Consider the following 26,328-nt stretch of genomic DNA (forward strand, 5'->3'; position numbering starts at 1 on the left):
GTGCGGCGGGTGCGCCGCGCCGATTTCTTTGCCATCGAAAACTCCTGTCGCCAGCCTTCCACGGCCGGCATCATGCACGGAGTTTCCACTGAAGACGCTGTTCAGATTTCCGGAGCCACTTCTCAGCCCCCAAAGCGTGCAGTCGATCCGCAAGCGGATCGAAGCGTGCATCGTCTGCCGCTGTGGCAACTCCGCGCAGCAGCTCACGTGCATCGATACTCATCTGAAACTCCCTTCGTAGCCACGCGCCCAGCCTCGTCAAGTCGGCGTCAGTGATCGGCCCCGGCTCGACTGCACCGCACCTGTCGAACAGCCGCCATGAGCCACACCGCACCGGCTTTCCTTCCAATGCGTTGAACCCCACAAGCCCCTGCATCTGAGGATGATTCCGAAAAAGCACCACGATATTGCCCGCCTCGCCCGCCAGTGCGCCCGTGCGCAGCTTCACGAGCTTGTCCCCCGACAACGCGAGCGACTCTTCGAGCCCCGGTGGCAATGTCGGGGCCGGCTGTCCGGGGGCGGTAGTGACTTGCTTGCGCATCCAATCCAGTGCAGCAACGCTGGCGCTGCTTACCGTTCGCGTTCTGTAGTCGTGGCGCTTCCATTTGCTGCGCTTGCTTAGGTCCGAGCCGCGCCACACCTCGCACACTGACTCTTGCGAGTCACACCCGTAGCGGCACGCTTGGATGCACAGGAACAGGTCCGCCGCACTGTGATCGCCGCCCCATGGTGCAAGGTCAGCGCGCAGGGCACTCGCCAACTTGCCTCTCGGCTTCTCCGCCGCACGGCGGCGCAGCTCATCGAGCACCGCACTTGCTGGTGAGACGGGCCGCAATTCCGCGAGCGCAGCGAAGCAGCCCTCTGCGCTGTCCTTGTCGGGGCCGGCGCCGTTGTCGGGGCTTCTGGCGCCTTTTCGCTGCAGCACGCTGGCCAGCCAGTCAATGCCTGCTTGGCATTCCACCACTGTGTCCAGTTCGCGCCCCTGCCACACCACCGGCAGTCCCGTGCAACGTAGCCAGCGCCCACCGTCACCCGCCGCGTACATCTCGACGCCAACCGGCTTGCCGCCGGCAGCCTCGCCAAACGTCGCCTTCGTCGGCGTTCCTGCCGGCACGGCGCCGACGGTGAAGATGCGGAGCCCCGTCCCACTCGGGGAGACTTCCACATAGCAGCCTGCGAACTTCTCCACCGCCTCCAGCGCCAACGGATGTAGTCCGGCTTCGCCCACGACGTTGTCAAGGTCGATACCGACAAGCCCCGGATTCCCCGCACTTACCAGGCCCCCGACTCCACCCATCGACAGCCGTTCCCGCACATGTAGCGCGTCTTCCAAGCTGCCCGCCGTGCTTGGGGCACTGCTCTTTCCCGCTCGAGCTTTGCCGCGCGGAGTGCGCGGTATTTTGCGATCCCTCCCCACATCGTCCGGCAGGCCCCACACGAACCAATACGGCATCCACTCTGCGAGGCGGAGGAGCCTCCCCACCTGTGCCTCTCCTAACTCGCCCTCAACGTATCGAGGGATTGCCGGCTCTGTCACTCCCATAGGACAATTCCATTCTTCGTCTTGTTGTTGTTGTTGGAATCCATAAAGCCCCGGCGTTGCCGCGCCGGGGCTTTGCGTTCTTAGGGGCGCGACGGCTTGACGTTCTCTGCTTCGTCCGCCGCGCAAAGAATTCGAGCCAGCGACGCCGCCGCCGGCAGCAGCCCGCTTGTGCTCGGCTCCATCGGCAAAGCACGGAGCGCGAATACGGCGCGCGCGAGGCGACGGTCCACGCCACCCCCAGTCCCTGAAGGAGGCAGAGGAGGAACGCTTCGCCGGCGCACCAACTCACACACATTTGCCGAGAGAACCTTGCGGGCACGCTTGGCGGCTTCGTAGCCAACTTGCTCCAGCACGTACCAGCTTGCCAGCTTCCAATGTTCCGCGTCGGCGCATGCCTCCTCCACCAGGCTCGCAACAGCGAGGTATGCGGAAGCGCTGGACTCTCCGGAAGGGACTCCCGCAAGGTGGGGATACGCGAACTGGAGCGCTGTCATTGCGCACCTCCTTGCTGCGCGAACTGCTCGACTGTGACCCGGGACCAGCGCACCACTCGACCCCGCTTCAGTGTGGCGGGAGGGAAGATGCCAGCCGCGATCCAGCGGAATAATGTTGCCCGGTGAATGCCCAGCATCTGGGCGACTGCGGCGGCGCTGACTAGGAGCGCGCGTTGCGAGGTTTCCATAGCTCTAACCTTCTTCTAGTTGTTGTGGGGATCAGCATGCCGCTGTTAGTCGCGGCGGGTAGCAGTCTGGGGAAAGACCTCCAAGAAGTGAATCCCCCATGAAAAAGCCCGGCATGCAGCCGGGCGAGTGGGACTCCGAAGTGTGGGGCAGAACGCCCCGGCAGGGACTCCAAAGGGTGGGCAATGCGCCCTTGCTCTAAGCGGCTTTCTTCGGCCGTTTGAACTCCACCACGGCGGCGCCATCGGCTGCCGCCACCGTGTCCAGATGGTCCGCCCACCACTGCGCGAGCTTGCGGCGCTCGTCCATGTAGTCGGACTTGTTGTACGTCTCTTCCACAGTCTGGCTGTTCACGTGCGCGAGCGCGTGCTCAATCGCCTTGGCCCGATTCACGCCTGCATACGGCCACATCGAGTGAGCCGCAGTGCTGAACAGCTTGCGGAAGCCGTGGCCGGTAAGCTGCCCATGCAGCCCTATGCGGTCCAGAAAGTCATTCACTGCGTTTTCGCTGCACACAGCGCCGGCCCCCGCCCCGGCGTAGCGAAAGAAGACAAGCTCGTTCGGGTTCACGTACTCCTCTGCATGCGCGCGCAGTTCGCGCAGGATCGCCGAAGCCTGTCGGGAGAGAGGGACAATCCACGGTTTGCGCTTCTTCATCCGCTCGGCAGGGACTTCAATGCGAGCGGCGTCGTCGTCGTCAAGTTGCTTGACGTCTCCCCACTTCGCCAAACGAATCTCCTTCGTACGGGCAGCGGTGAGGAGGAGCAATTCCGCCAGCCGCGCGCTGTAGTCCAAGACACCGACCTCCTGCTTAGCTCCGCCTCGGATAGCGCGAACGATCCCGCCAAGCTCGCTGACGTGCGGCGCGCGGTGCCCGACCCTCTGCGGCTTCTCCAACGTCCGCACAACGCCAGTGCAGGGGTTCTCGCCCTTGCGCCAACCCTTGCCCCTCGCCCAGTCAAACGCTTTAGTAAGGTCCTGCAGCACGCGCCGCGCAGTCTCAATGGCGGGAGCCTTCCGCGCGGTGAAGACTTCGAGCGCCGCAGCTATGTCCGCAGTTTCGACCGCCGCGACAGGCATACCGCGCAGCGCGGCGCGACCGGCGCTATGGTCCAACGCATCATCCAGGCGCCGGCCCTTCTGAGCAGCGTACTTCGGGCTGGTGAGCTTTCGAGTGTCCTGCACCAGCCATGCCTCCACAGCCGCACCAACTGTGTGTGCCTGCCGCGCTCGCTCGGCATGCGCGGCTTCGTGGCCGGCCCTCTTGTATTGCACGGGGTCGATGCCGCGTGCAAGCAGCCCCCTCAACTGCTCGGCTGTCTGCTTCGCTTCCTTCAGGCTGATTCCGGGGAATGGGCCCAGCCCCATGCTGTTTTTCGTGGCCTTGCCCGCCTTGCCGCCGGGGATCGAATACCGGAACACCCAGCTTGCGGACACCGGGGGGCGTACCTGCAGGAAGAGGAGGGGAGCAACGCGGAGCCGCTGCACCCCGTTTCCGGCGAGCGCGGCAGCTCGAAATTGCTGCAGTTGAGCGACAGTGAACTCGGACACAGTTACCTCTCAATTACCTCCGATTGTACTGCGCTTCGATGCAACTTCAAAAGACTTTCTGCGACCTCGGGAGACAATTTTCAGAGGAGAGAGGACAGCGATCCTCATTTACAGAGCCAATCTTGAAGGAACGTTAGGCGGACTCCTGCTCCGCCACCTAAAAGGGCCTACGCGCCCGCATGCAATGCGCAGGCACCGTCGCGAGCCACGGCTTGGGCGATCGCGGCCAGCAAGGGCTCCTCGAACAGCCAGGCGCGATCCGGCCTCTTCACGCTCCCCGCAGGGGCCGCCGGAAGCTCTCCGAGCGGGTGCTGCTGCCGCCAGTAGTTTTCTGCAGCCTCGGCCGGCGGGATATAGCCTATGGGTTCGAGCAAGCGAGTTGGTTGAACCGCAGACCCAGCCGAGCGTTGCAAGTTCGACGGCTTCACATGTCTTCCACGGTGCGCGGCAGTGAATCAATTCGGCCTTGTACAAACCATCGATCTCGATAACACGGACGGGACGGAGCTTCTGGCGGCGGGTTGATGCATGCCACTGTTTCGGCCGAGGCGTCAGTTACATCACCAGCGCCGGCGCCAGCGCGCGGATGCGAGACGCAACGTGGCGTGCAGCGCGCGACAGCGGCCGCTGGGTGCTGAGCGCCATTGCTATCGTGCGGCGGATTCCCGGCTTGATCACGCGGGCAGCGGCGAGCGTGCCGCGCTCGAGCTCTTCGTGCACCGCCATCATCGGCAGCAGCGTGTAGGCGTGGCCGCTGCGCGCCACGTCCTTCATACTGCCCGCGCCGTCGAGTGACATCGCAACCTCCAGCCGTACGCCGTGGCGGCGTGAGAGCTGGTCGAGCGTCACGCGCAGCCCGTTGGGCGCGGCTGGCAGCACGAGCGGCACACCAGCGAGGGACTTGAAAGCCACCGTTTCGCTCCCCAGCAGCGCGCTGCCCGGCCTGCCCACCAGCCACGTTTCCGCCGTGCCGAGCACTTCCTCCTTTCGCGCGGCGGCGGGCCCATAGCGATTGATCACAGCCACGTCGAGCCGCCCGTTCGCGATCTGCTCGTCCAAGCTGCCGCTAAACCCTTCGGTGGCATGCAGGCTCACGCCGGGCGCGTTCGCGCGCAGGTCCGCGAACAGCAGCGGCAGCAACTGCGGGGCCAGCGACGGGAGCACGCCGACGTGGACGGTGCCGGTGGGCACACCTGCCGATTCGCGCGCCACTTCATCGAGGCGCTGCACCTGGTGCAGCGCAGTGCTCACTTCCACCAGCATGCGCCGGCCGAAGTCGGTGAGTGCCATGCCGCGGCCCGTCCGCTCGAACAGGCGATCGCCCCAGCCGGTTTCGAGTGCGGCGATGTGCCGGCTGATGAGCGACTCGGCCAAGTCCGTCGCGGCCGCAGCCTTGGCGAGCGAGCCCTGCTGCGCGACGTGCAGGAACGAGTGCAGCTGCTTGAGATTCACGCCTTCACTTTAATGCAAGTCTGGATTGTGCGATCTGCTATTTGATGCAACGCCCTGCCAACCTATGCTGGCCCCATTCATCCAGGAGACATTCCCATGCGCATCGCCCGGCTGTTCCTCGCGCTCACCGCATCGCTGTGGTTCGCAGCGCCCCTTGCCCACGCACAGGCACCGGCCTGGCCGCGCCAGCCGGTGACGCTGGTGGTGCCGTTCCCCGCCGGCGGGCCGACCGATGCGATGGCGCGCGCGCTCGCGCAGAAGTTGGGCGAGCGCCTCGGCCAGACCGTCGTCGTGGACAACAAGGGCGGCGCGGGCGGCGCTATTGCCGCAGAAGCGGTCGCGCGCGCCGCGCCCGACGGCTACACGCTCTTCTTCGGGACGACGGGCACGCTCGCGATCAACCCCAGCCTCTACAGCAAGCTGCGCTACGACCCCGTGAAGGACTTCGCACCGGTCAGCCTCATGGCCACCACGATGAACGTGCTGGTGGTGCACCCCGACGTGCCGGCCAGGAACCTGGGCGATCTCGTGAAGCTCGCGAAGGCCCGGCCCGCTAGCCTCACCTACGGCTCCGCGGGCAACGGCAGCTCCAACCATCTCTCGGGCGAGTTGTTCCGCACGAGCGCCGGCATCCAGGTGAACCACATTCCGTACAAGGGGAGCGCGCCGGCGCTGGTGGACCTGCTGGGCGGCCGCATCACCATGATGTTCGACACCATCGCGCAGCAAACCCAGAACATTGCTGCGGGCAAGGTGCGCGCGCTCGCGGTGACCGGTCCCAGGCGCTCGCCGCTGCTGCCCGACGTGCCGACGGCCCAGGAAGCCGGCCTCAAGGACTTCGACGTGACGATCTGGTTCGGCGTGCTGGCGCCTGCAGCGACGCCTGCCCCGGTGGTCGAGCGGCTCAGCCGCGAGATCGCGACGGTCATGTCGAGCGACGACATGAAAAAGCGGATGCAGGCCGACGGCGCCGAGGCGCGGCCCACCACGCCCGCGGAGTTCGCCGCGCTCATCAAGCACGACATGGCCAAGTGGGGCCCTGTGGTGAAGGCATCCGGCGCCACGCTGGACTGAAGGAGCACGCGTGAACCCGCTCGACCCGCGCCTGGCCGCGATCTTCCGGCCGCGCAGTGTCGCCGTCGTCGGCGCCACTGAAGACCGCAACCGCGTCGGCGGCCGGCCGTTGCACTACCTGCGCAGCTTCGGTTTTGCCGGTGCGGTGTACCCGATCAACCCCAAGCGCGAGACCGTCCAGGGCTACCGCGCCTATGCCTCGCTCGCGGACTTGCCAGAAGCGCCTGACGTCGCGGTGCTTGCGGTCGCCGGCGACCAGGTGCAGGGCGTGCTGCGTCAATGCGCGGCGCGGGGGGTGCGCAGCGCCGTCGTGATGAGTTCCGGCTTCGGCGAAACCGGTGCGGCCGGTGCGCAGCGGCAAGCGCAGCTGGTCGAGGAGGCGCGTGCTCTTGGCGTGCGGCTCATCGGGCCCAACGCGCAAGGCGTCGCGAATTTCCAGACGGGGGCGGTGCTGAACTTCAGCACGATGTTCATGGAGGTGCCGCCGCAGGACGGCCCCGTCGCGGTGATCAGCCAGAGCGGCGCGGCCAGCGTCATGCCTTATGCGCTGCTGCGCGAACGCGGCATCGGCGTGCGCTACGTCGTTGCGAGCGGCAACGACGCCGACGCCTCCGTTTGCGAGCTTGCGCTCACCGCTGCGGCAGACCCCGACATCCGCGTCCTGCTGCTGTACATCGAGTCGTTGTCCGATCCCGCGATGCTGGCCGAGGCCGCGCGCCTAGCCCGCTCGCGTGGCGCCGCTGTCGTGGCGCTGAAGTCGGGGCGCAGCGCACACGGTGCGCAGGCTGCCGCTTCCCACACCGGGGCGATCGTCAGTGACGACGCGCTTGTGGATGCCTTCTTCGAGCGGCACGGCATCTGGCGCGCCGACGACGTGCACGGGCTCGTCAACGCCGTCGAGCTCTACCTCGCCAGCGGCTTGCGCGCCGCGGAACACCTCGTCGTCATGAGCCACAGCGGGGCGGTGGGCGTGGTGTGCGCGGACACGGCCGAGCGCTTCGGTGTACCCCTCGCGCAGCTTGACCGAAGCACCGTGCAGGCGCTTGCGCGCATCGTGCCGGGTTTTGCGACCGCGCAGAACCCGGTGGACCTCACCGCGTCGTTGCTCACGGACGGCAGCATGTTCGGACGCACGCTCGACGCGCTGGCCGGCGACCCGCAAGCCGACATGTTCCTCGTCGGCGTGCCGGTCGCGGGCGAAGGCTACGACGTTGCGGGCATGGCGGCCGACACTGCGCGATTCCTGCGGCAAACCGGCAAGCCGCTGGCCGTCTCTGCACCGCAGGCGTCCGTGCGCGACGCGTTTCGCGCGGCGGGCGTGCCCGTGTTCACGCACGAGACCGACGCGCTGGCTGCCTTGCACCAGGTCAGCCGGCACGCACTGCTCGCGCAAGGCGCAAGCGCGCGCGACGCCCGTGATGCGCCTGGGCAGGCTTCCCCTGTGCCGGGCGCGACGCGCACGTTGTCCGAGTCGCAGAGCCTCGCTTTGCTGCAATCGGCAGGGGTGCCGGTGGTAGCGCACCGGCTTTGCACGAGCGCCCACGAGGCGGTGCAGGCGTGGCGGGAACTCGGCCCCGACGTCGTCGTCAAGGCTTGCAGCGGCGACATCCCGCACAAGTCGGAGCACGGCCTCGTGTTCCTGAACCAGCGCAGCGAAGAAGACGTGCTGCGGTCATACGAAGAATGCGTCGCGCGCGTGCGCTCGCTTGGCGCGCCGCTGGAAGGCGTGCTCGTCGCCCAGCGTGTGCGCGGCCAGCGCGAGTTCGCGCTCGGCGTGAAGCAGGACCCGCTGTTCGGAACGGCGGTGATGGTCGGCGACGGCGGCAAGTACGTCGAGGCGCTGAAAGATTTTGCGGTGCTGCTGCACCCGTTCAGCGAGCAGGACGTGATCGACAAGCTTGCCCGGTTGCGCATCGCACCCATCCTGGCCGGTGTGCGCGGCGAGCCGGCCGTGGACCTGCAGGTCGTTGCACGGGCGGCGGTGGCGCTGGGTGGATTCGCAGCCGCGCGCGGGGCGCAGGTCGTGTCCATCGACCTGAATCCGCTGATCGCCGGTCCCGCAGGGACAGGTGGCTGGGCGGTCGACGCGGTGGTCGAGGAAAGCGTGGCCGGCCATGGCTGACGAGCAGCCCGTCACCACGCAACTGGACGGCCGCGTCGCCGTGGTACGTTTCAACCGTCCGCAGGCAATGCATGCGGTCAACGACGGCATCCGTACGGGCCTCATGGCCGCACTGCGCGAGCTCGATGCGCACGCGGGCGTCGATGCGATCGTGCTCACCGGCACAGGCGAGCGCGCTTTCTGCGCAGGGCAGGACCTGGAGGAATCCGCCGGCATCACGACCGCCAACGTGGCTGCGTGGCTGAACCGGCAGCATGCGATGTACCAGGCGGTGCGCGACGTGACCAAGCCCATCATCGCCGCGCTCAACGGCACCGCGGTCGGGGCGGGATTCCAGATGGCGCTGATGTGCGACCTGCGCGTTGCGCATCCCGGCATCCGCATGGGCCAGCCGGAGGTGCGCGCGGGTCTGGCCAGCATCGTGGGTTCGTGGTTGATGTCCTTGCAGATCGGGCACTCGCTCAACCAGCAGCTGTCGCTCACGGGCGAGTTGGTCTCCGGCGAGCGGGCGCATGCGCTCGGACTCGTGAACGACCTCGTGCCGCAGGGCGAGGTGCTCTCACGTGCGCTGCAACGGGCGCGCGAATTGGCGGCGCTGCCGCGCACCGCGGTGCGCCTGACCAAGCAACGCTTCCGCGAACGCACGCAGGCGGGCTTCGAGGAAGCCTGCAACGCAGGCATCCGGTACCAGCTCGAGTGCTATGCAAGCGGTGAACCCGCGCGGGTGATGGAGGAGTTCGTCGCCCGTCGCCGAAACAAGGACAACCCATGAAGATCCACGACCAACTTTTCATTGATGGCGCCTGGCGTACGGCCACCGGCGACGCCGAGCTGCAAGTGACCGACAGCTACACCGAAGAGCCGTTCGCGAGCTATCGCACGGCATCGCCCGCGGACGTGGACGCCGCGGTCCGCGCTGCACGCGCGGCGTTCGCCGCATGGTCGGTGATGCCGCTGCCCGAGCGGGTTGCGGCGGTCCGCCGCGTCGGGCAAGCCCTGCGGGAGCGCAGCGGTGCCATCGCAAACGTGATCTCGCGCGAAGTAGGCATGCCCTTGAAGCTGGCCGCGCGGATCCAGGCCGCCGCGCCGATCGCCGCATGGGAGCTCCATGCCGAACTCGCCACGCAGATCGAATGGGAGGAACGTATCGGCCACTCGCTCGTGCAGCAGGTCGCAGTCGGCGTCGTCGCATGCATCACCCCGTGGAACTACCCGCTGCACCAGGTGACTGCGAAGCTTGCACCGGCGCTGCTGGCCGGGTGCACGGTGGTGCTCAAACCGTCGGAGCTCGCGCCCTCGAGCGCCTTCATGCTTGCCGAGGCGATCGAAGCTGCAGGGCTGCCGCCGGGGGTTTTCAACCTGGTGCATGGCACCGGGCCCGAAGTGGGCGAAGCGCTGGTCAAGCACCCGGAGGTCGACATGGTCTCGCTGACCGGTTCCACCGCCGCGGGCCGGCGAGTCGCGGCGCTCGCGGCAGCCGATATCAAGCGCGTCGCGCTGGAGCTCGGCGGCAAGTCGGCCTCCGTGGTGCTGCCCGGCGCTGACCTCGCAGCCGCCGTGAAGGCGACACTCGCCAGCTGCTACCTCAATTCGGGCCAGACCTGCTCGGCGACTACGCGCCTGCTGGTGCCTCGCGCCCAGGCAACGCAGGCCGCGCACCTTGCGGCGGAACTCTCCGCGCAGTGGAAACCGGGTGACCCTGCCGACCCGGCAACGCGGCTCGGACCTCTTGTTTCCGCCGCGCAGCGCGCGAAGGTGCGCGCGATGGTGCAGGCGGCCCTGGCAGCAGGCGCGGAGCTCGCGACAAGCGATACGCCTCTGCCCGCGCACGGATTCTTCGTCGCACCGACAGTGCTCAAGCGCGTCACGCCCGACATGGCGATTGCGCGCGAGGAAGTGTTCGGGCCGGTGCTGGCGCTGATCGACTACGACGACGAGGATGACGCGGTTTCGATGGCCAACGGAACCGAGTACGGCCTTGCGGCGGCGGTGTGGGCGGCGACACCCGCGGCCGCACTGCCAGTCGCGCGCCGCCTGCGGGCGGGGCAGGTCGACATCAACGGCGCGCCCTTCAATCCGCAGGCTCCTTTCGGCGGCTTCAAGCGCTCGGGAATCGGGCGCGAGAACGGCCGCGCGGGCATCGAGGAGTTCCTCGAGCCTGTTTCATTGCAATTGCCAGCCACTTACTTCGAAACGCCATGACCTACCAGCAGATCCGCGTGAGCCTTGATGACGCCGTCGCCGTCATCACATTGAACCGCCCCGAGCGCATGAACGCGCTGACCAAGGTGCTCGAAGCCGAGCTGCGCGATGCCGTCGAACAAGCCGGCCGCGACAAGGAAGTGCGCGCCATCGTGCTGACAGGAGCGGGGCGCGCGTTCTGTGCCGGCATGGACATGGACGAACTCGAGGTCCTGCCGCCCGACGACATCCGCGCGGCGCAATGGATGCGCCCGTTCGACATGAACCGGCGCGCGGACTACCAGACGCGCTATTCATACTTCCCGGCGGCGCCCAAGCCGGTGATCACCGCGATCAATGGCGCCGCCGCGGGGCTGGGACTCGTGATGGCGCTGTACAGCGACTTTCGCATCGCCTCGGAGCAGGCGGTCTTCGCCACGGCGTTCGCCAAACGCGGGCTGGTGGCGGAACACGGCATCGCGTGGATGCTGCCCCGTATCGTCGGTCATGCGCATGCAACGGACCTGCTGCTCACCTCGCGCAAGGTCGACGCCAGCGAGGCGCTGCGCATGGGGCTGGTGAACCGGGTGGTGGCGGCGGATCACTTGCTGCCCGAGGCGCTGGCGCTTGCAAGCACGCTGTCCACCGAGGTCTCGCCGCGCTCCGTGCGCGTGATGAAGCGGCAGCTGTGGGAGGCGCCGTTCCAAAGCCTGGGCGAGGCCGTGGCGCTGGCCAACGCCGAGATGTTCACCAGCCTGCAAAGCGAGGACTTCAAGGAAGGCGTGGCGCACTTCCAGGAGAAGCGGCCGGCGCGGTTCACGGGCAACTGAGGGCGCTCAAGTACGTATGTCGGCTCCGTACGTGTCCTCGAGGCGGGCAGCTACCGTGCGCAGCGTTTCCAGCTTCTCCTTGCTGCCGATCGTCTGATCCGGATGGCTGAAGCAGCACACCGTTGCGAATGCGAGCCCGTCGCTCCCCACGATCGGTGCATCGCACGCGCCGCGTCGCGTTCGTCGCATGGCGCGACGCGGCTTGCGCAATGGAGGCTGCAGCCGCAGGGAGTCACCCGTCGTGCGCGGATCAGAAGTTCAGGTCGCGGTCGGCGTCCTGGACCTTGCGCCGCGACATGGCCAGGTTCGCCTTGGCCTTGTCGAGCACGTAGTAGATGAAGACGCCTTCCTTGCGCGCGCAGGGCCGGATGATGTGGTACTGGCGGCCAAGCGTGATGAGGATGTCCTCGATCGTCTCGTTCAGGCCCAATGCCTTCATGGTCTTGAGCTTGGCGCGCACCACCTCCGTGTTGCCCGCGGCGGCAATCTCGAGGTCCACCCCCGAGCCGGCCGAGCCGAGCATCATTCCGCTGTTGGAGTCCACGACAGCTGCGCACATGGCGCCGTCCCCCGTGAGCAAGTCGTCGAGCATCTGCTTGATAGTTGACATCTGAGTCCCTTTCGTAGGTCGTTGCGTCCGTTGGATCCAGTCCGGCGTGTGACGCGAAAGCCCGCCGGCCGGCATTGGGTGCCGCCTCAGGCGGCGGCAAGCGCGCGCGCGGCGGCCGCGGCGCGGTAGTTGACCTCACCGACGAGTGCGCCGGGCCCGGCGATCACGTTGATCACGAGCGGCGTGTCCACGCGTGCCACGCTGAAGACGACCGCGAAGCCGCCGTCGGTGTCGACCGTCACGCTGCGCGCCTTGCCCAGCTTGGCCTCGACGGAGACCACCTCGCCGATTGCGGCAATCGAACTGGCAAGGGCCGCGATGCGATGCGGGTCGATGCGGGCGCGCAGTGCAGTGGCGATGTCGAAGCCGTCCATGGTCGCAACGACCACCGCCTGCGCGCCACCGGTCTCGTCCAGGATGTGCTGGGCCTCGCGCTGGGCGGCGGCGGCGAGCGCGGCCGCCACTTTCACCTTGTGCTGTTCACTCATGGTCTTCGGTCCACTCCACTTCGATCTGCGCGAGCAGGCTGTCGATCAGCAGCAGCACGTCGTCGCGCTGCCGCACGTCGACCGGGATCACCGGCACGAGCACGCCCATGCTCGCGGCGGTGTCGGCGTAGTCGTCGCACGTCGGCGACTGCGTGATGTCGCAGCGCGTGACGCCGATCACGCATGGCACCTCGGCGATCTCCTGCGCGAATCCTTCGAGGTAGACCTTGAGGTCCTCGAGCGGCTGGGGCCTCGAGTTGTCCGCCAGGATCACCAGGCCCAGCGCATTGCGCGCCAGGATCTTCCAGAGGAAGTCGAATCGGGCCTGCCCCGGCGTGCCGAAGAGCCGGATGCGGTCGCCGGAGTCGAGCGAGAGCACACCGAAGTCGAGCCCGACGGTCGTGCGCGCCTTCGCCAGCGAGGGGTCGGAGTTGGCGACGTCCGTGATCACGGGCGGGATCTCCGTGACCTGGCCGATGGCGGTCGTCTTGCCGGCGCCCATGGTGCCGGTGAACAGGATCTTGTACTCGGTCATGCTCAGATTCCCAGGCGGCGGCGAAAGCTCTGCACCAGCGTGCGGCGTGCGTCCGGCGCGGCTTCGTTCGGGCGCACGGCCTGTGCACGCGCTTCGGACCGGGTTGGCGCGGGCGCGCCCCCCTCCTGGACGGTGAGCAGCCCCAGGCTGCGCAGCGTCTGCACGAAGCTCAGGCACTTCTCCGGGGGCAGGCGGCTGGCTTCGGAGAGTTCCTCGATCGAAAGCGTCTTGCGAGAAAGCATGGTGGCCATGCGCACGCGTGCGGGGTCGTTGTGCACCGACTCGGCCGGTGGCCAGCGCCGCAGGCGGTAGCGCGTCGTGCGCCCGGGCGAGCCGAACGCCGGCATGCCCACGGTTTGCGTCGCTTCGGCGCGCCCGAGACGCTGCTCCGCGGTTCGCAACCAGCGGCCCAGGCGCTCTGCACGGATCGGCCGCGGCAGCGTGTCATCCGCATCGACGGCACCAACCGGTGCCACCGTCAGGATGGCCGGCGCGAGCTCCTTGACCTGCGGCTCGTCGGCGAATTGGCTGTCGACGAGGACTGCGTCGTAAGGGCCGTTCTCCACGTACGCCCAGCCCTGTTGCGGCGAATCCGCGGACAGCAACGCGACCAGCGCGCGCACCAGCCGCGCTTCCGCCTGCGGAAGCTGGTACACGCCGAGTCTCAGGTCCGGCATGGATGACCTCCCGCTTCGTCGTTGCCTGTTCCGGGACGGATGTGGGTGCGGCGAAGCACCTGCAGCGCCGTGAAGGGCGGCATGATGCGCGCATCGACGGCCAGTGCATGTGCCCAGCACGTCGCGCCCTCGATGCGGTCGGAGCAGTACCAGAGAACCGGGATCGTGCAGGTTCGCGGATCGGCCTCCAGCCGCCGCAGCGCGACGATGCTTTCGAGCTCCGGCATCGCCGGGTCGAGCAGGATGGCCGCAGGCATGTGCCGGACGGCGTCTCGGTGCGCATCTTCGGCTGACTCCGCGATGCGCACCACAACGCCATCGCGCGTGAGTGCCCGCTTGAGTTCCTTTCGCAGCGGGCCCTGTTCACCGACGATGAGCATCATGCGTTCATCGTAGGCAGCGCGCCGGGCGGTTTCATCGGTGCGCATCGCCCACCGTTTGCCTGCGAACCCCCGCGGGGTGGGGGACTGCCCCTTAACCCCAACGCATTAGTGATGGCGGTGCGGCGCGCGGGCCTCGTGGAGGCAGCCGCAAAGCGACAGCCCATTGAGCACCGCGGCGATCGTTGCCGGCGCGACGTCCAGCTTCACCGAGAGTTCGACCGGCGTGCACGTCGTCTTGGCGAGGCGCTTGCAGACCCGCATCGCGAGCGGGTCCTCGCCAATCGCGTGGAACGATGGCCATCGCAGGAGTTCGTAGCGCCTGTCCTCGCCGAGCCAGGGCGCAAGCCCGTGGACGACCGCATAAAGGTCCCCGAGTTGCCAGCACACGCGGTCGAGGGGTTCGCCAGATTCGTCGTCGAGCCGGCCGCCGTGTTGCGCCGGCGGGGCATCGACTTCCTCGCAAAGGAGGCGCGGCAGCAACTTGAGGGCCCACGGGCCGGAGCTGTCGAACACGCGGTCGCGATGGACCCACGCCACGAGCGAGCCGTCCGAGCAAGCGAGCAGGGCATGGGGCCGCAGCCTCTGCGGCCCGCGGATGCGCTGCAGCACGCGCCAGTTGGCGAAGAGCACATACGGCGCGGCGCGCATGCGGGCATCACCCTTCGTATGGAGAGACGAGGCCGATGCGCACGGCGTAGCGCACGATGCCGGCGATGTCGCGGATGCCCAGCCTGTCCATGATCTGCCCCCGGTGCGTCTCCACCGTCTTGAGCGACAGGCCGAGCGTGCGCGCGATCTCCTTCGACGAGCGGCCCATGGCGACGAGTTTGAGGATGTCGGTCTGGCGCGTCGACAGGCCGGGGCCCGCACGCCGGCCGCTGCTGAAAGCCTGGGCGAGCTTGCTGGAGATCACCGGGCTGAGGTACATGTCGTCGCGCGCCACCGTCGCCAGTGCGCTCTCGAGTTCGGCGACGGCAGAGCCCTTCACCACGTAGCCGAGCGCGCCTTCGCGCAAGGCCTCGGCGACGTACTCGTCGCCGTCGTGCATCGACAAGAGGATGACCTTGGTGGCCATGCCGTTCGCGCGGATCCTGCGCAGCACGCCAATCCCATTGAGCTTGGGCATCGCGATGTCCAGCAACGCGATGTCGGGGTTCAGGGCAAGCACGAGCCTCAGGGCCTGTTCGCCGTCGGCGGCCTCGCCGGCGACCTCGATACCGGGCATCCGGTCCAGCAGCAGGCGCAGGCCCGCGCGCACCAGGCCATGGTCGTCCGCGACGATGATCTTCATGCCGCGCCGCCCTCGGTGGCTGCATCCGCAGCCGGCCACGGCAGGCGCACGCGGATGCTTGTCCCGGAGCCGACGGTGCTCTCCAGTTGCATGTACCCGTCCAACTCCTCCACCCGCTGTTGCATGCTCGCCAGCCCGAGCGAGTTGCGGCCCGGCGCGACGAACCAGGACGCGCCCGTCTCGAACCCGCTGCCGTTGTCGAGGACTTCGATGTGCAGGCAGCCACTGCGGTCTTCCACCAGCACGCCGGCGCGGGTCGCGCGCGAATGCCGCACCACGTTCGTCAATGCCTCCTGCACCACCCGGAACGCGCAGAGCTCGATGTCTTGCAGCGTCCTCTTGCGCTCGAGGCGGCAACGCATGGAGACGTCGGGGAGCGCCGGCCGCACGAAACGCTCGATGAGCCAGCCCAGCGCGGGCTCCAGGCCCAGGTCGTCGAGCACATGGGGATAGAGATTGGCCGTGACGTCGCGCACCCGGTGCAGCGACTCGTCGATCAGATAGGCGACGTGCCGCAGGTCCTGCGTCTGCGCGGGCGCCGCGCCTTGCGCGAGCGAATCGACGGCCAGCTTCAGCGCGGTCAGCACCTGGCCGACGTCGTCATGCAGGTCCTGCGCCACCCGGCGGCGTTCGCGCTCCTGGGCGTCAATCATCGACGCGGAGACGCGGTCGAGCCGGCGATGCAGCACAGTCAGCAGCCCCTCCTGCTCGCGCAGGCGCGTCACGTCGGCCTCGATGGCGATGATGCCCAGCAAGGCACCGTGCTGCCGGATGGCGTGCACCCGCAGCTGCACGTTGCGCACGACACCGTCGCTGGGGCGCAGTTCCAGCTCCTCGTCCACCGGCTCGCCGTTCGCGAGCGCCAGCTTGTCGCAGCGTGCGAAAGCAAGCGTGACGCTGGCCGGCAGCACGTCGCTGGGCGTGCGCCCGAGCACCTGCGCGCGGCGCACGTCGTGCCAGTCTTCGAAGGCGCGGTTGACACGCACGAACCGTCCCTTGTCGTCACGCAGCGACAGCGGCAGCGGGATCGCCTCGATCAGCTCCTGCCTGAGCTCGACGCGCGCGCGCTGCTGCGCGAAGTGCACCAGGCGGTGGCGTATGTCGTGCAGTTCCAGGTGTGCCCAGACGCTTCGGTCGGCCTCGTAGCGCACCGCGCGAACTTCCACCGGCCACTGCCGCGTGCCGAGCGTGGTGACCAGTTGGCAGTTGCGAACGCTGCCTTTGAAGAGCTGCATGACTCGCTGTCGGGAGGCGTCGGTCAGGTTGACCAGTTGCTGGAGGCGCAGGCCATCCGGTGCGGCGCAGCCTGCGGTGCGCAGCAGGGAGCGGGCCGCTTCGTTCGCAAGCTTCACCTGCCCTGCATCGCAGCAGATCAGGGTGGGCGTCGGCGCGCGGTCGAGCGCGAGCGCCGGCCATGCGGGCGCTTGCGCCTCGCCCCTCAGGAGCGACCACCAGTTTCCCCTCCTGCGCCCGTTCGGCGGCGCCCCTTCACTTCCGGATTCCACTCGTGATACTGTCAATTTATTGTGCTAGCACAGCGACAGCTTTTTGTAACAGATGTACTCAACAGTGAACAAGTTCGCAGCAGAAACCCTCGCCGCGGCCCGACAATTCGAAAATGGCTCGTGCGCTGTTGATCGAAGAAGTGGAGGCGGCGACGGCGATCCCCCGGGCGACGCTGCGCGTCTGGGAGCAGCGCTATGGAATACCCGGTCCATCGCGCAATGAGGCAGGTCGCCGTTCCTACTCGCTCGATGAGGTGGAGTACCTCAAGTCCGTCGCATCCCTTGTGCGGCGTGGCGCGCGTCCCAAGCAACTGCTGGCGATCCCCCGCGACGAGGTGCATCGGCGCGCACGCGCTGCGGACCGCGAGGACGCCGCGCGGGTGCGCAGGCATCCCGTCCTGTCGCTCATGAAGGCACACGACGTGCACGGCCTGCGCGCGCACCTGCGCGGCAGGCTGCTGCTGCTGGGGATTTCGGGCTTCGTCGACGAGCTCGCGACCACGACCCAGGACGTGGGGAGCGCGTGGCAGTGCGGTGGCGTGAGCATCTTCGAGGAGCACGCGTTTACCGAGTGCGTGGAAAACATCGTTCGCGAAGCGCTGTCCATGCAGCCGGCTCCCCCGGCCGGCGCGCCGCGCGTGCTGCTGGCCACCCTCGAAGGCGAGCACCACCGCCTCGGCCTGCTTTTCGCGCAGGCGGTCCTCGTCGCGGAAGGCTGCGACTGCATCTCCCTGGGGCCCAACGTACCCTCACGGGAGGTCGCACGCGCCGCCAAGGCCTATGAGTGCCGCGTCATCGCGCTGAGCAGCAGCGCGGGCGCGAACTCGCGGAAAGTGAAGTCGAGCCTTGGCGAGCTCGTCAAGGGGGTGCAGGCACACGCGCCCGGCACCGCGGTGTGGTTCGGCGCGAACCAGGCGCCCCCCCGCCTCCTCATGGGGCAGGTGCGGCACCTGCCGACGCTCCAGCATGCACGGCTGGCGGCTCGGGAGCTGCTGGGGAAAGGTAGACGGACCAAATAGGTCCACATCGGCTGGCGATGCCCCGTCCAGGAAGGACTGGTCCCGCCGGGCTTCACACGACGCGATGTGAGCCTGGGCGCGCGGTCGCCTGCAAGCGCGGGCGTCCTGCCCGGCCGATCGCGAGTGCCGGTCGCGGCGAGCGAGCTGCGCAGTTTCTGGGGCGCGCTCGGGTGCGACTGCTTTGCGTTCTGACGCGCGGCGGCCTAGTGCAATCCGGAAGTGTCCTCGTCGCCGGAAGCGACGGCACGCATTGCGGAGCCAGCAACCGGGTCGAGAGCACCGCGCGCGTACTGGTATCGCGGCGGCTCGGCGTCCGCATTCCCATGCAGCCAGATCTGGAACAGGTGCGTCGGCTCCTGCGGGTGGGGGTTGCGTTCGGAGTGCCGAATGCCTGTGCCGCTACTGATCAGCTGCACGTCGCCTGCTGCAAGCTGGCCGGAATGGCCAGCGGAGTCCTGATCTCAAAGTGATCATGGGCGTGTTCCGCAAACCCGGAGCCGCCTGCAATGATGTCCTCGTTGATCACCCGAAGTGCCCTGAATCCCATGCGCGCGGGGTCGTTGAAGCTTCCGAACGAAAACGTGTGGAACGATTGCAGCCAGCCGGTGCGCGTCCGCCCGCGTGCATTCCTGTCGTGAAAGACGTTCTGCCGGTCCATACTGCGATTACGCCACAGCCAAGCTCTTCTGAACCGCCATGTCCAAGCACACACCTTTGCTGGCCGGTACCCGCGTCGCACTCGATCACGGCCTGACGCTCGCGGAAGTGGAGGGTGGGGCCCCCGTACCAGCGGCGCGGCAGCATTCGTGATCGCCACGGGCCTGTTCAATTGCCAGGCGGTATTGCCGCCCTTTCCGGCAGACGTGCTGCGCGGTTGCGCATGATCACCTTTCCAGAAGGGCCGTGTCCCAGCCGCGCAATGTGGCCGCGGCGCGATACGTGGTCTCCATGAACTGCAGCAAGGCGGCGCGGGGGGCGGCGCTCTTGCGGACCTCTTCGTAGGGCAGGATGAACTCGCCCAGCGCCGCATCGAAGCGCGCCGAGCTGGGCACAACGCTCGCGGATTCCAGGCCTTGGGCCGCAGGCACGACGTAGGCGTAGAACACGGCTTCCGGAACGCGAGCGGAACCCGGCCAGTCGCCGCCCGGCCAGAAACCGTGCGAGATGACTTCGTGCGAGTATGCGGCAGCCATCATGGGATCCTGCGGCGGCTGCGGATTGCGCGTCCCGCAGAAGCGGGAAACGGCCAGGTCGAAGGCGCCCCAGAAGAAATGCACCGGACTGGATTTCCCGAGGAAGCCGCCCCGGTGGATCCTGAACACGTTGTCGACGAGGACCAGGATGCGGTGCAGCCGCGTGATCGCACCCCGGTCATACGCGGCGTGCTTCCGGTCTTCGTTCAGTGGCGTGCGGTCCGCAACTTCGGCTGGAACGGGGTTCAATTCCGGTCGGATCCCGAGCCCGGCGAGGGTTTCGAGAGTCGCCGTCCAGAAATCAGCAACCGACAACCCCTCGAGGGGGAATTCTCCGCCAGCGCCGTCGCTGCAGTGAACTTCGAGCCGATGTCGGCAGAAGTCCAGCGTCACCGAAAACATACGCGCGCCATCTGTGAGTCCCTGTGTGGTCAGCCCTCGCGAGGTCACCGCCAATGCGCTGTGCCACCAGTGGTTCTGCGGGGGAGCGTAACCGAGGCAGAGTTTGCCGAGGACCTGCGTGAACCGGTGAACCGTCAAGTAGGTCGGCTCCCACTCATCAAGCACCAGCGGCGGCCAATTGGCATGCGCATTGGGTTCGGTCACGATGTCTCCTTGTGGTGGCAATGCGGCGCTTCAAGGCTCGACAGCAGCCCAGTGTCGCGGACGCTCAAGACAAGATCTGGGCCACCGCCTGAGTTCCCAAGCCGCAAGACGCCGCCCGTTGAACAAGCCGCCTCCAGGACCCGGTCAGCGCCGCGCCGACTTCAACACATCCGCGATCCGAAAGGCGAGCTCCAGGCTCTGCGAGCCGTTGAGCCGCGGGTCGCATGCGCTGCGATAGCGCTCCTCCAGCCGGGCATCGGTCAGCGCCTGCGCGCCGCCGCGGCACTCCGTCACGTCCTGGCCGGTCATCTCGAAGTGCAGGCCACCGGGGTACGTCCCTTCCTGCGCATGCGCCGCGAAGAACAGGCTCATCTCCTGCAGGATGCGCTCGAAGTCGCGCGTCTTGTAGCCGTTCGACGAAGTCACGGTGTTGCCGTGCATCGGGTCGCAACACCACACCGGCGTGCGGCCGGCCTGGCGCACCGCGCGCAGCAGCGGCGGCAAGCGCTCGGCAACCTTGTCGGCGCCCATCCGCGCGATCAGCACCAGCCGGCCCGGTTGCTGCCCGGGGTCGAGCAAGTCCATCAGCCGGAGCACGTCGTCGGGCTTCGCGCTCGGCCCGATCTTCACACCCACTGCGTTGTCGATGCCGCGCAGGAATTCCACATGCGCACCTTCGGGCTGGCGCGTGCGCTCGCCCAGCCACAGCATGTGGGCCGATGCGCCGTACCAGCGCTGCTTGCGCTCGTCGTAACGGGCCAGCGCCTCTTCGTAATGAAGGTGCAGCGCCTCGTGCGAGGTATAGAACTCCACGGCGTGCAGTTGGGGCGCGCGCGTCGCGTCGAAACCGCAGGCCTCCATGAACGCCAGCGACTGCGTGATGCGGTCGGCGAGTTCCTCGAAGCGTTCGCCTTGCGGGCTCCTGCGCACGAAGTCGGCCGTCCAGCGATGGACTTCGTGCAGGTCGGCGAAGCCGCCTTGGGCGAGCGCGCGCAGCAGGTTCAGCGTCGATGCCGAATGCGAATAGGCCTGCAGCAGCCGGGCGGGGTCGGGTTGGCGCGCGGCTGGGCTGAATTCGCTGCCGTTGATGATGTCGCCGCGGTACGAAGGCAATGTGACGCCGCCTGCCGTCTCGGTGTCGGACGAGCGCGGTTTCGCGAACTGCCCCGCGATGCGCCCGACCTTCACCACCGGGCAGGCGGCCGCATAGGTCAGCACCACGGCCATCTGCAGGATGACGCGGAACGTCGACTCCACCGGCTCCTGGCCGAACTCGTCGAAGCTTTCGGCGCAGTCGCCGCCTTGCAGCAGGAACGCCTCGCCGCGCGAGACCGCAGCCAGGCGTTCACGAAGCTGTGATATCTCCCCCGGGAAGATCAGCGCCGGCAGCGCCTGAAGGCGCCGCTCCACTGTCTGCAGAGACGGCGCATCCGGATAGGCGGGCAACTGCAACGCGGGCCGGCCGCGCCAGGAGTCGGGAGTCCACGGGTGCATCTTGCGATGCTACGCCTATGCGACCGACGGAGGCCGTTGCAGCCGTGAGCAGCGCTGGCCGGTTGGCTTCCGGGCTGCTCGGCGTTTCGGGAAGTGCACTGTGTTGCGTGTAATGAAACGCAGTTGTGTTCTGTGCAACGACGCCTAGACTTCATGCCACGCCGCCGTCGCCGGCCGCAACTGCGCTTGCCTGCGTTGCGCCACCGCCCGCAGCGCGGGTATGAGCTCGAACGCCTCGCGACAGACGATCGCGCCGGCCGCGGCGAGCTCGTCGCCGACGTCGGTCGGCAAGTTGCCTTCCGCGCCTTCGGCGATCTGGTTGAGGCGGCCCCCGATCAGCACGGGGATGTCGAGGCCCTGCTGCGCCAGCAGCGCCTTGATGCGGTTGAAGTATCCGAGCGCCACGCCGTTGTAGGTACTGATCGCGATCACGTCGGGGTGCGTGCGCTGCGCGATCGCCACCAGCTTGTCGGGATCGGTGGACACGCCGCCGTCCTCGATCGTCATCGAGAGCCTTCGCAGCAACTCCTCGACCAGCATCTTGCCGTGCTCGTGCACGTCGCTGGTCGCGACGAGCACCTTGAGCGGCTCGACACGCGGCTCCAGCGCCTTCAGCCGCGCCGCGGCTTCGATGGCGGCATCCGCCATCTCGCGGATCTCGTGCAGGATGGTCGCGGGCACGACCGGGATGCGCACGCCCGGCCGCAAGGGGTCTTCGCAGCCCGCGCCGTACTCCGATTCGAGCCTGCGCGGGCCGATGCGGCGCAGCGCGAGCAGCATCTGGAACAGGTCGTCCGTGTCGACGCCGGCTGCCGCCAGGCCGGTCATCACGTTCTGCTGGAAGCGGCGAGCGCCTTCGAGGATCGTCGCCGCAACGGCGTCGCGCGCCTGCGCATCCACCAGCGGCGCGTACCCTGCCGCATGTTCCTTCATCCGGCCCGCGAACAGGTGCGCGTCGATCACTTCCTGGATCGTCGGGATGCGATCGTTCTCCGTCACCGGCACCGGGTTGATCGCGTGCCCGGTGGGGTGCGTGATCTGGCCCACGATGTCCATCGTGAGGTAGCTGGCCAGGCTCGCGAAGTTCTGCGGCACGTTGCCGCGGTAGCTGGTCGTGTTGCCGTAGATCACCGTGCCCGGCGACGCGCCCGCCATGGACATCGCGCGATGGAACGCAAGGCGCATCATCGGGTCGGAAAAATGGTGGCCGAAGCAATGGCCGATGGGGGCGCCCGCCAGGCGCGTGATCAGGTCGCGCTCGACGAGGATGATGCCCAGGCAGCTCGTGAGGTCGGTGAATTGCGCGGCATACCCGTCGTCGATGTTGGAGTGGACCATCACCGTCACCGGTTGCGCGGCAATCAGGCCGATGGCGCGCACCGTAGCAGCCGTGGCTTCGACGTCGTCGTCATGCCCCGGGATGCGGAACGTGAAGTACTGGCCGAGGTTGCCGATGGCCGTGCTGCCTGCGGCAAGCGCCGCCTGCGTGTTCTCGAGCGCGCCCGGAAAGCCGAGCACGAAGTCGCCGAAGTGCGGCGCGGCAGGCGCACTGGCCGTGAGGCGGCAGAAGTCCTCCACCTCCGGAAGGATCATGCCCGTGCCGCGCGTCGCGCGTGCGCGGATGGCGCGGGGCAGCGCCATCGACCAGTCGAGGCAAAGCCCGTAGCGGTCGACCGTCACGCCATGGCGCTGGCACGTCTCCCAGATCTCCGCATACGCGCGGCAGCTCTGCGCGGGCTCGCGGTAGCCGATCTGCGCATGCTGCATGACCTTGCCGGCCGCCATCTGCCGCGTCTTGAACTCGTATTCGCTTTTCGCCGCGACGTGTTCGAGGAAGGCCGACCTGCCCACCGGCCACAGGGGTGCCAGCGCACGGCCTTCCTGCAGCAGCTGCCGGCCCGAGGGAAGCTCGCGCTCCGGAAAGATCGTCTTGAAGTCGGCCGGCATGTTCAGGTGCTGGACAGCAGCTGCGGCATGTCGCTGTGCAGTTGGGGCGGCCAGTGCTGGCCGCGCTGGCTGGAAAGGTCGCGGTTCAGGCGCGGGCCCGCCTTGCGGTTCGGCAGCCCCACGAGCTTGCCTTCCTGCAGCCACGCGAGGTCGCTGCCGTACAGGTTGGCGACAAGCGTTTCCGTCAGGCCCCCGAGCGTGCTCGCATGCTCGCGTTGCGCCGAAAGATCCACGCGTTCCTGCGGATCGGCCTCGATGTCGAACAGCTGGCGAACGTTGCCGACCGGGTAGTAGATCAACTTGAAGCGCCCGCTGCGCACCATCCGCGTCGCGCCCGGGCCTTCGCCGAACTCTCCGTACAGCGTCTCGCGCGGCGCGCTCGACATCATCGACACGCCGTCGCAGCTGGCCGGTATCTCGACGCCCGCGAGGTCCAGCAGCGTCGGCATGACGTCGGCGAGCCCGACGGGGCGCTCGTCGACGGCACCCACTCGCACGCGCGGGTCCTTGGCGCGGCCGAGCAGGATCATCGGGACCTTGGCCGACCCTTCGTAGAACACCGCCTTGGCCCACAGCCCATGGTCACCCAGCATGTCGCCGTGGTCGGCGGTGAACAGCACGATCGTGTTGTCGAGGAGTTGCTCTTCGCGCAGCGTCCCGATCACGAGGCGGATCTGGTGGTCGATGTGCGTGCCCAGCGCATAGAAGGCGCGGCGGATCGCCGCGACCTGCGCGGGCGAGTACTTGATGCCGCGCATGCGCTTGCTGGCCACGGCGTAGGGCAGTTCTTCGGCGCTGTTCCAGTCGCCGGTGATCGGCGGGTCCATGTCCATCGATGCATAGGCGTCGAGGTAGCACTGCAGCGGCACCAGCGGCGGATGCGGGTGCCGGTACGACAGGTACCAGAAGCCGGGCCGGGTGGGGTCGCGCCGCTTGATCTGGCGCACCATCTGCTGCGTCGCCCAGTTGGTCACGTGCATCTCCTCCGGCAGATGCCAGGGGCGGGACACGTAGCCGTCGGTGCTCATGCCATGGTCGAACTGCTGGCCGGGGCGTCCACGGTCGCCCAGCCAGATTTCGTAGTCGTCCATCACGCCGTATTGCGCCCGGCCTTCCTCGTCGAGCAGCACGTCGTCGAAGCCGATGCGGTTGCGCTGCGGCAGCACGTGCAGCTTGCCGACGGCGAAAGCCTGGTAGCCCGCGTTGCGGAACGCGCTCGCGAGCGTCGGCGAGTCTGGCATGGGCATGCGGTCGTTGTAGACGCGGTCGCCGTGCGAGCGCGCCGAACGGCCCGTCATCAGCGAGCGCCGCGCGGGCACGCAGATCGGGCACTCGGAATAGGCGTTCGTGAAGAGGGTGCCGTTGCGCGCCAGCTCGTCGAGCGTCGGCGTCTGCACCACGGGATGGCCCGCGATGCCCAGCAACTTCCCGGGCCACTGGTCGGCCGTGATGAGAAGGATGTTCGGTTTCTGGCTCATGCAAGCCCCTGGATGGTGTTGCATTGTCCGGGGCGCTAAGGTAGATTGTCAACCATCGACGATCGATCATCGACCGCAAACCCCGTGAAAATCTCAGAAGTCGCCCGCCTGACCTTCCGCCACCGGATCGCGGACAACCTGCGCGCGGCCATCCTCAACGGCGACATGCCACCGGGCACGCCGCTCGTGGAGGCGCGCCTTGCGGAGCAGTTCGGCGTGAGCCGCGGGCCGCTGCGCGAGGCGATGCGGCAGCTCACGGAAGAGGGCTTGCTCACGACGCGTGCGTACACGGGCACGCACGTCACGCCGCTCACGATCCAGGATGCGCGCGACCTGTTCGCGTTGCGCGCGGCGCTGGAAGTCTTCGCGTTCGAGCAGTGCTGGGACAAGCGCGGCCCCGAGTTCTTTGCGGAAATGAAGCGCCGCCACGGCGCGCTCCTGCACGCGATCGACTCGGGCGACTCGCGCGCGGCCATCCTCCACGAGCTGGAGCTGCATTCGCTCGCCTACGAGACCACCGGCAATGCGCAGCTGCTGTCCGTGTGGTCGGGCATGCGCGGGCGCATCCAGCTGTACTGGGCCGTGCACCATCGCGTCCAGGGCGGGCCGCGGCGCGAAGGGCACGACTCGTACGTCAAGCTCGCCTGCGGCAACGACCTGAAGGCCATGATCCGCGAGATCAAGGCCCACGTGCGCCACGGCGAAGAGCGCACGGCGGAATTCCTCGAACAGCTCGAAGCGCAAAGAACTGGCCTTGCGCCGGTGGTGTCGGTGGTGAAAGCCGATGCCCGTCCTCCCACTCGCATGAAGGAAACCACATGACCCATCCGATCGGCCGACGGGCCCTCCTCTGGTCGGCGGCAGGCCTCGCCGTCGCGTCAGCAGTCCCCGCCCGCGCGCAGGGCGGCTCCACCATGGAGCAGATCAAGGCGCGCAAGGTGCTTCGCGTCGGCGCCACCCCGGCCGAGCCCTGGTTCTACAAGGACCCGGTGTCGGAGAAGTGGTCGGGCGTCGCGGTCTCGCTGGGCGAGCAGATGGCCAAGGACCTCGGCGTGGGCATGCAGCTGGTGGAGACGACGTGGGCCAATGCGCCCGCCGCGATCCAGGCCAACCAGCTGGACGTGCAGTTCATCCTCGACCCGACCGACGTGCGCAAGCAGGTCATCGACTTCCCGGAAGCGCCCCTGCTTTATTACGCACTCGGCGCGCTGTTGCGCCCGGGGCTCACGGCCAAGGCCTGGTCCGACATGGACAAGCCCGACATCAAGGTGGGGGTCACCATCGGCACCAACATCGACCAGATGCTCACGGCCATGTTCAAGCAGGCGAAGATCGAGCGCTTTGCGAACAACGACGAGGCCGTCGCGGCTTTCGCCGCGCGGCGCGTCGACGTGGTGTCGCAGTTCCACCCCGCGCTGCTGGTGCAGCAGACGCGCGTGAAAATGGGCACGGTCATCATCCCCACACCGGCCACTGCCGTGGCCACGAGCGTGGGCCTGCGCAAGGACAGCGACCCGACGTTCCGCAACTGGGTGAGCGACCGCATCGCCGACTACTACAAGACCGGCAAGACGCAGGCGCTGTTCGCCGCGTACATGAAGGGCAAGGGCCTCGACCCCGACAAGATGCCCGGCGTGATGAAGGAAAAGTGGTAGGCGCAGACCCGGCG

General features: G+C 67.8%; 27 protein-coding genes and 1 pseudogene. 8 read left to right on the forward strand and 20 right to left on the reverse strand.

Going from position 1 to position 26,328, the window contains the following annotated elements:
• Nucleotides 1–70: 70 nt before the first annotated feature.
• From H8R02_RS25275 to H8R02_RS25300, 6 genes and pseudogenes are all read right to left on the reverse strand, one after another.
• On the reverse strand, nt 71–1,333 hold the full coding sequence (locus H8R02_RS25275; protein ID WP_187084291.1) for a hypothetical protein: 1,263 nt from the start codon (nt 1,331–1,333) through the stop codon (nt 71–73).
• 290 nt (nt 1,334–1,623) lie between these two features.
• On the reverse strand, nt 1,624–2,037 hold the full coding sequence (locus H8R02_RS25280; RefSeq protein WP_187084292.1) for a hypothetical protein: 414 nt from the start codon (nt 2,035–2,037) through the stop codon (nt 1,624–1,626).
• The gene (locus H8R02_RS30880; RefSeq protein WP_187084293.1) at nt 2,034–2,225 is read right to left on the reverse strand and encodes a helix-turn-helix transcriptional regulator; all 192 of its coding nucleotides are present in this window, start codon (nt 2,223–2,225) and stop codon (nt 2,034–2,036) included. Before H8R02_RS30880 ends, H8R02_RS25280 begins: the two co-directional genes overlap by 4 nt.
• Before the next feature lie 196 nt (nt 2,226–2,421).
• Nucleotides 2,422–3,774 (reverse strand): tyrosine-type recombinase/integrase, encoded by a 1,353-nt coding sequence (locus H8R02_RS25290; protein ID WP_187084294.1) that lies wholly within the window; start codon nt 3,772–3,774, stop codon nt 2,422–2,424.
• A 314-nt stretch (nt 3,775–4,088) separates the two neighbouring features.
• Nucleotides 4,089–4,257: pseudogene (locus H8R02_RS25295) on the reverse strand (IS3 family transposase); the annotation flags it as partial.
• A 72-nt stretch (nt 4,258–4,329) separates the two neighbouring features.
• Nucleotides 4,330–5,226, reverse strand: coding sequence for a LysR family transcriptional regulator (locus H8R02_RS25300; RefSeq protein WP_187084295.1), 897 nt, complete (start codon nt 5,224–5,226; stop codon nt 4,330–4,332).
• A gap of 96 nt (nt 5,227–5,322) precedes the next feature.
• On the opposite strand from H8R02_RS25300, the gene H8R02_RS25305 reads away from it, so the two are divergent.
• Genes H8R02_RS25305 through H8R02_RS25325 form a run of 5 tightly spaced genes read left to right on the forward strand, consistent with a single transcriptional unit; the run spans nt 5,323 to nt 11,433 of the window.
• Entirely contained in the window at nt 5,323–6,300 is a 978-nt protein-coding gene (locus H8R02_RS25305) for a Bug family tripartite tricarboxylate transporter substrate binding protein (protein WP_187084296.1), read from the forward strand.
• Between the two features lie 10 nt (nt 6,301–6,310).
• Nucleotides 6,311–8,422 (forward strand): acetate--CoA ligase family protein, encoded by a 2,112-nt coding sequence (locus H8R02_RS25310; RefSeq protein WP_187084297.1) that lies wholly within the window; start codon nt 6,311–6,313, stop codon nt 8,420–8,422.
• The gene (locus tag H8R02_RS25315) at nt 8,415–9,194 is read left to right on the forward strand and encodes an enoyl-CoA hydratase/isomerase family protein (protein WP_187084298.1); all 780 of its coding nucleotides are present in this window, start codon (nt 8,415–8,417) and stop codon (nt 9,192–9,194) included. Before H8R02_RS25310 ends, H8R02_RS25315 begins: the two co-directional genes overlap by 8 nt.
• Nucleotides 9,191–10,624, forward strand: a complete 1,434-nt coding sequence (locus H8R02_RS25320; protein WP_187084299.1) for an aldehyde dehydrogenase family protein — start codon at nt 9,191–9,193, stop codon at nt 10,622–10,624. Before H8R02_RS25315 ends, H8R02_RS25320 begins: the two co-directional genes overlap by 4 nt.
• Nucleotides 10,621–11,433 carry an enoyl-CoA hydratase gene (locus H8R02_RS25325; RefSeq protein ID WP_187084300.1) on the forward strand — a complete coding sequence of 271 codons (813 nt, stop codon included), beginning with the start codon at nt 10,621–10,623 and terminating at the stop codon, nt 11,431–11,433. The genes H8R02_RS25320 and H8R02_RS25325 overlap by 4 nt, the downstream gene beginning before the upstream one ends.
• Before the next feature lie 250 nt (nt 11,434–11,683).
• Here H8R02_RS25325 and H8R02_RS25330 read toward each other — a convergent pair whose 3' ends face one another.
• The 8 genes from H8R02_RS25330 to H8R02_RS25365 all read right to left on the reverse strand — a co-directional run bounded on the left by H8R02_RS25330 (nt 11,684) and on the right by H8R02_RS25365 (nt 16,922).
• Nucleotides 11,684–12,043, reverse strand: coding sequence for a hypothetical protein (locus tag H8R02_RS25330; protein ID WP_187084301.1), 360 nt, complete (start codon nt 12,041–12,043; stop codon nt 11,684–11,686).
• A gap of 86 nt (nt 12,044–12,129) precedes the next feature.
• A complete protein-coding gene (locus H8R02_RS25335; protein WP_187084302.1) occupies nt 12,130–12,531 on the reverse strand; it encodes a roadblock/LC7 domain-containing protein in 402 nt (133 codons plus the stop codon).
• Complete coding sequence (locus H8R02_RS25340) at nt 12,524–13,066, reverse strand: GTP-binding protein (protein ID WP_187084303.1); 543 nt, start codon at nt 13,064–13,066, stop codon at nt 12,524–12,526. Before H8R02_RS25340 ends, H8R02_RS25335 begins: the two co-directional genes overlap by 8 nt.
• 2 nt (nt 13,067–13,068) lie before the next feature.
• Nucleotides 13,069–13,743 (reverse strand): hypothetical protein, encoded by a 675-nt coding sequence (locus H8R02_RS25345; RefSeq protein WP_187084304.1) that lies wholly within the window; start codon nt 13,741–13,743, stop codon nt 13,069–13,071.
• Complete coding sequence (locus tag H8R02_RS25350) at nt 13,731–14,126, reverse strand: response regulator (protein WP_187084305.1); 396 nt, start codon at nt 14,124–14,126, stop codon at nt 13,731–13,733. Before H8R02_RS25350 ends, H8R02_RS25345 begins: the two co-directional genes overlap by 13 nt.
• Before the next feature lie 105 nt (nt 14,127–14,231).
• A complete protein-coding gene (locus tag H8R02_RS25355; RefSeq protein ID WP_187084306.1) occupies nt 14,232–14,774 on the reverse strand; it encodes a hypothetical protein in 543 nt (180 codons plus the stop codon).
• Between the two features lie 7 nt (nt 14,775–14,781).
• Nucleotides 14,782–15,417 (reverse strand): response regulator, encoded by a 636-nt coding sequence (locus H8R02_RS25360; protein WP_187084307.1) that lies wholly within the window; start codon nt 15,415–15,417, stop codon nt 14,782–14,784.
• On the reverse strand, nt 15,414–16,922 hold the full coding sequence (locus H8R02_RS25365) for a PAS domain-containing sensor histidine kinase (RefSeq protein ID WP_187084308.1): 1,509 nt from the start codon (nt 16,920–16,922) through the stop codon (nt 15,414–15,416). Before H8R02_RS25365 ends, H8R02_RS25360 begins: the two co-directional genes overlap by 4 nt.
• A 113-nt stretch (nt 16,923–17,035) precedes the next feature.
• Between H8R02_RS25365 and H8R02_RS25370 the strand changes: the two genes are divergently transcribed.
• Complete coding sequence (locus tag H8R02_RS25370) at nt 17,036–17,941, forward strand: MerR family transcriptional regulator (protein WP_187084309.1); 906 nt, start codon at nt 17,036–17,038, stop codon at nt 17,939–17,941.
• Between the two features lie 203 nt (nt 17,942–18,144).
• Here H8R02_RS25370 and H8R02_RS30885 read toward each other — a convergent pair whose 3' ends face one another.
• From H8R02_RS30885 to H8R02_RS25395, 6 genes are all read right to left on the reverse strand, one after another.
• The gene (locus H8R02_RS30885; protein ID WP_354004973.1) at nt 18,145–18,357 is read right to left on the reverse strand and encodes a pirin family protein; all 213 of its coding nucleotides are present in this window, start codon (nt 18,355–18,357) and stop codon (nt 18,145–18,147) included.
• The gene (locus H8R02_RS30120; RefSeq protein WP_222622636.1) at nt 18,348–18,599 is read right to left on the reverse strand and encodes a pirin family protein; all 252 of its coding nucleotides are present in this window, start codon (nt 18,597–18,599) and stop codon (nt 18,348–18,350) included. The genes H8R02_RS30885 and H8R02_RS30120 overlap by 10 nt, the downstream gene beginning before the upstream one ends.
• 226 nt (nt 18,600–18,825) lie before the next feature.
• On the reverse strand, nt 18,826–19,740 hold the full coding sequence (locus H8R02_RS25380; RefSeq protein WP_222622637.1) for a DUF5996 family protein: 915 nt from the start codon (nt 19,738–19,740) through the stop codon (nt 18,826–18,828).
• Between the two features lie 144 nt (nt 19,741–19,884).
• The gene (locus tag H8R02_RS25385) at nt 19,885–21,234 is read right to left on the reverse strand and encodes a class II 3-deoxy-7-phosphoheptulonate synthase (protein WP_187084310.1); all 1,350 of its coding nucleotides are present in this window, start codon (nt 21,232–21,234) and stop codon (nt 19,885–19,887) included.
• Nucleotides 21,235–21,378: 144 nt separating this feature from the next.
• The gene (locus tag H8R02_RS25390; RefSeq protein ID WP_187084311.1) at nt 21,379–23,181 is read right to left on the reverse strand and encodes a cobalamin-dependent protein; all 1,803 of its coding nucleotides are present in this window, start codon (nt 23,179–23,181) and stop codon (nt 21,379–21,381) included.
• Between the two features lie 2 nt (nt 23,182–23,183).
• Complete coding sequence (locus H8R02_RS25395; RefSeq protein WP_187084312.1) at nt 23,184–24,659, reverse strand: sulfatase-like hydrolase/transferase; 1,476 nt, start codon at nt 24,657–24,659, stop codon at nt 23,184–23,186.
• Between the two features lie 84 nt (nt 24,660–24,743).
• On the opposite strand from H8R02_RS25395, the gene H8R02_RS25400 reads away from it, so the two are divergent.
• On the forward strand, nt 24,744–25,481 hold the full coding sequence (locus tag H8R02_RS25400; RefSeq protein WP_222622638.1) for a GntR family transcriptional regulator: 738 nt from the start codon (nt 24,744–24,746) through the stop codon (nt 25,479–25,481).
• Nucleotides 25,478–26,314: a transporter substrate-binding domain-containing protein gene (locus H8R02_RS25405; protein ID WP_187084313.1), complete on the forward strand. Its 837-nt coding sequence runs from the start codon at nt 25,478–25,480 to the stop codon at nt 26,312–26,314. Before H8R02_RS25400 ends, H8R02_RS25405 begins: the two co-directional genes overlap by 4 nt.
• Nucleotides 26,315–26,328 lie beyond the last annotated feature (14 nt).

Source organism: Ramlibacter albus, from assembly GCF_014297445.1.
Classification (GTDB): Bacteria; Pseudomonadota; Gammaproteobacteria; order Burkholderiales; family Burkholderiaceae_C; genus Ramlibacter; species Ramlibacter albus.

Coding starts and splice junctions, on each gene's coding strand:
- H8R02_RS25370 (WP_187084309.1), top strand. CDS start 17,036: ATGGCTCGTGCGCTGTTGATCGAAGAAGTGGAGGCGGCGACGGCGATC.
- H8R02_RS25335 (WP_187084302.1), bottom strand. CDS start 12,531: ATGAGTGAACAGCACAAGGTGAAAGTGGCGGCCGCGCTCGCCGCCGCC.
- H8R02_RS25360 (WP_187084307.1), bottom strand. CDS start 15,417: ATGAAGATCATCGTCGCGGACGACCATGGCCTGGTGCGCGCGGGCCTG.
- H8R02_RS25330 (WP_187084301.1), bottom strand. CDS start 12,043: ATGTCAACTATCAAGCAGATGCTCGACGACTTGCTCACGGGGGACGGC.
- H8R02_RS30880 (WP_187084293.1), bottom strand. CDS start 2,225: ATGGAAACCTCGCAACGCGCGCTCCTAGTCAGCGCCGCCGCAGTCGCC.
- H8R02_RS30120 (WP_222622636.1), bottom strand. CDS start 18,599: ATGGACCGGCAGAACGTCTTTCACGACAGGAATGCACGCGGGCGGACG.
- H8R02_RS25385 (WP_187084310.1), bottom strand. CDS start 21,234: ATGCACCCGTGGACTCCCGACTCCTGGCGCGGCCGGCCCGCGTTGCAG.
- H8R02_RS25340 (WP_187084303.1), bottom strand. CDS start 13,066: ATGACCGAGTACAAGATCCTGTTCACCGGCACCATGGGCGCCGGCAAG.
- H8R02_RS25350 (WP_187084305.1), bottom strand. CDS start 14,126: ATGATGCTCATCGTCGGTGAACAGGGCCCGCTGCGAAAGGAACTCAAG.
- H8R02_RS25395 (WP_187084312.1), bottom strand. CDS start 24,659: ATGAGCCAGAAACCGAACATCCTTCTCATCACGGCCGACCAGTGGCCC.
- H8R02_RS25345 (WP_187084304.1), bottom strand. CDS start 13,743: ATGCCGGACCTGAGACTCGGCGTGTACCAGCTTCCGCAGGCGGAAGCG.
- H8R02_RS25355 (WP_187084306.1), bottom strand. CDS start 14,774: ATGCGCGCCGCGCCGTATGTGCTCTTCGCCAACTGGCGCGTGCTGCAG.
- H8R02_RS25320 (WP_187084299.1), top strand. CDS start 9,191: ATGAAGATCCACGACCAACTTTTCATTGATGGCGCCTGGCGTACGGCC.
- H8R02_RS25405 (WP_187084313.1), top strand. CDS start 25,478: ATGACCCATCCGATCGGCCGACGGGCCCTCCTCTGGTCGGCGGCAGGC.
- H8R02_RS25325 (WP_187084300.1), top strand. CDS start 10,621: ATGACCTACCAGCAGATCCGCGTGAGCCTTGATGACGCCGTCGCCGTC.
- H8R02_RS25280 (WP_187084292.1), bottom strand. CDS start 2,037: ATGACAGCGCTCCAGTTCGCGTATCCCCACCTTGCGGGAGTCCCTTCC.
- H8R02_RS25305 (WP_187084296.1), top strand. CDS start 5,323: ATGCGCATCGCCCGGCTGTTCCTCGCGCTCACCGCATCGCTGTGGTTC.
- H8R02_RS25390 (WP_187084311.1), bottom strand. CDS start 23,181: ATGCCGGCCGACTTCAAGACGATCTTTCCGGAGCGCGAGCTTCCCTCG.
- H8R02_RS25315 (WP_187084298.1), top strand. CDS start 8,415: ATGGCTGACGAGCAGCCCGTCACCACGCAACTGGACGGCCGCGTCGCC.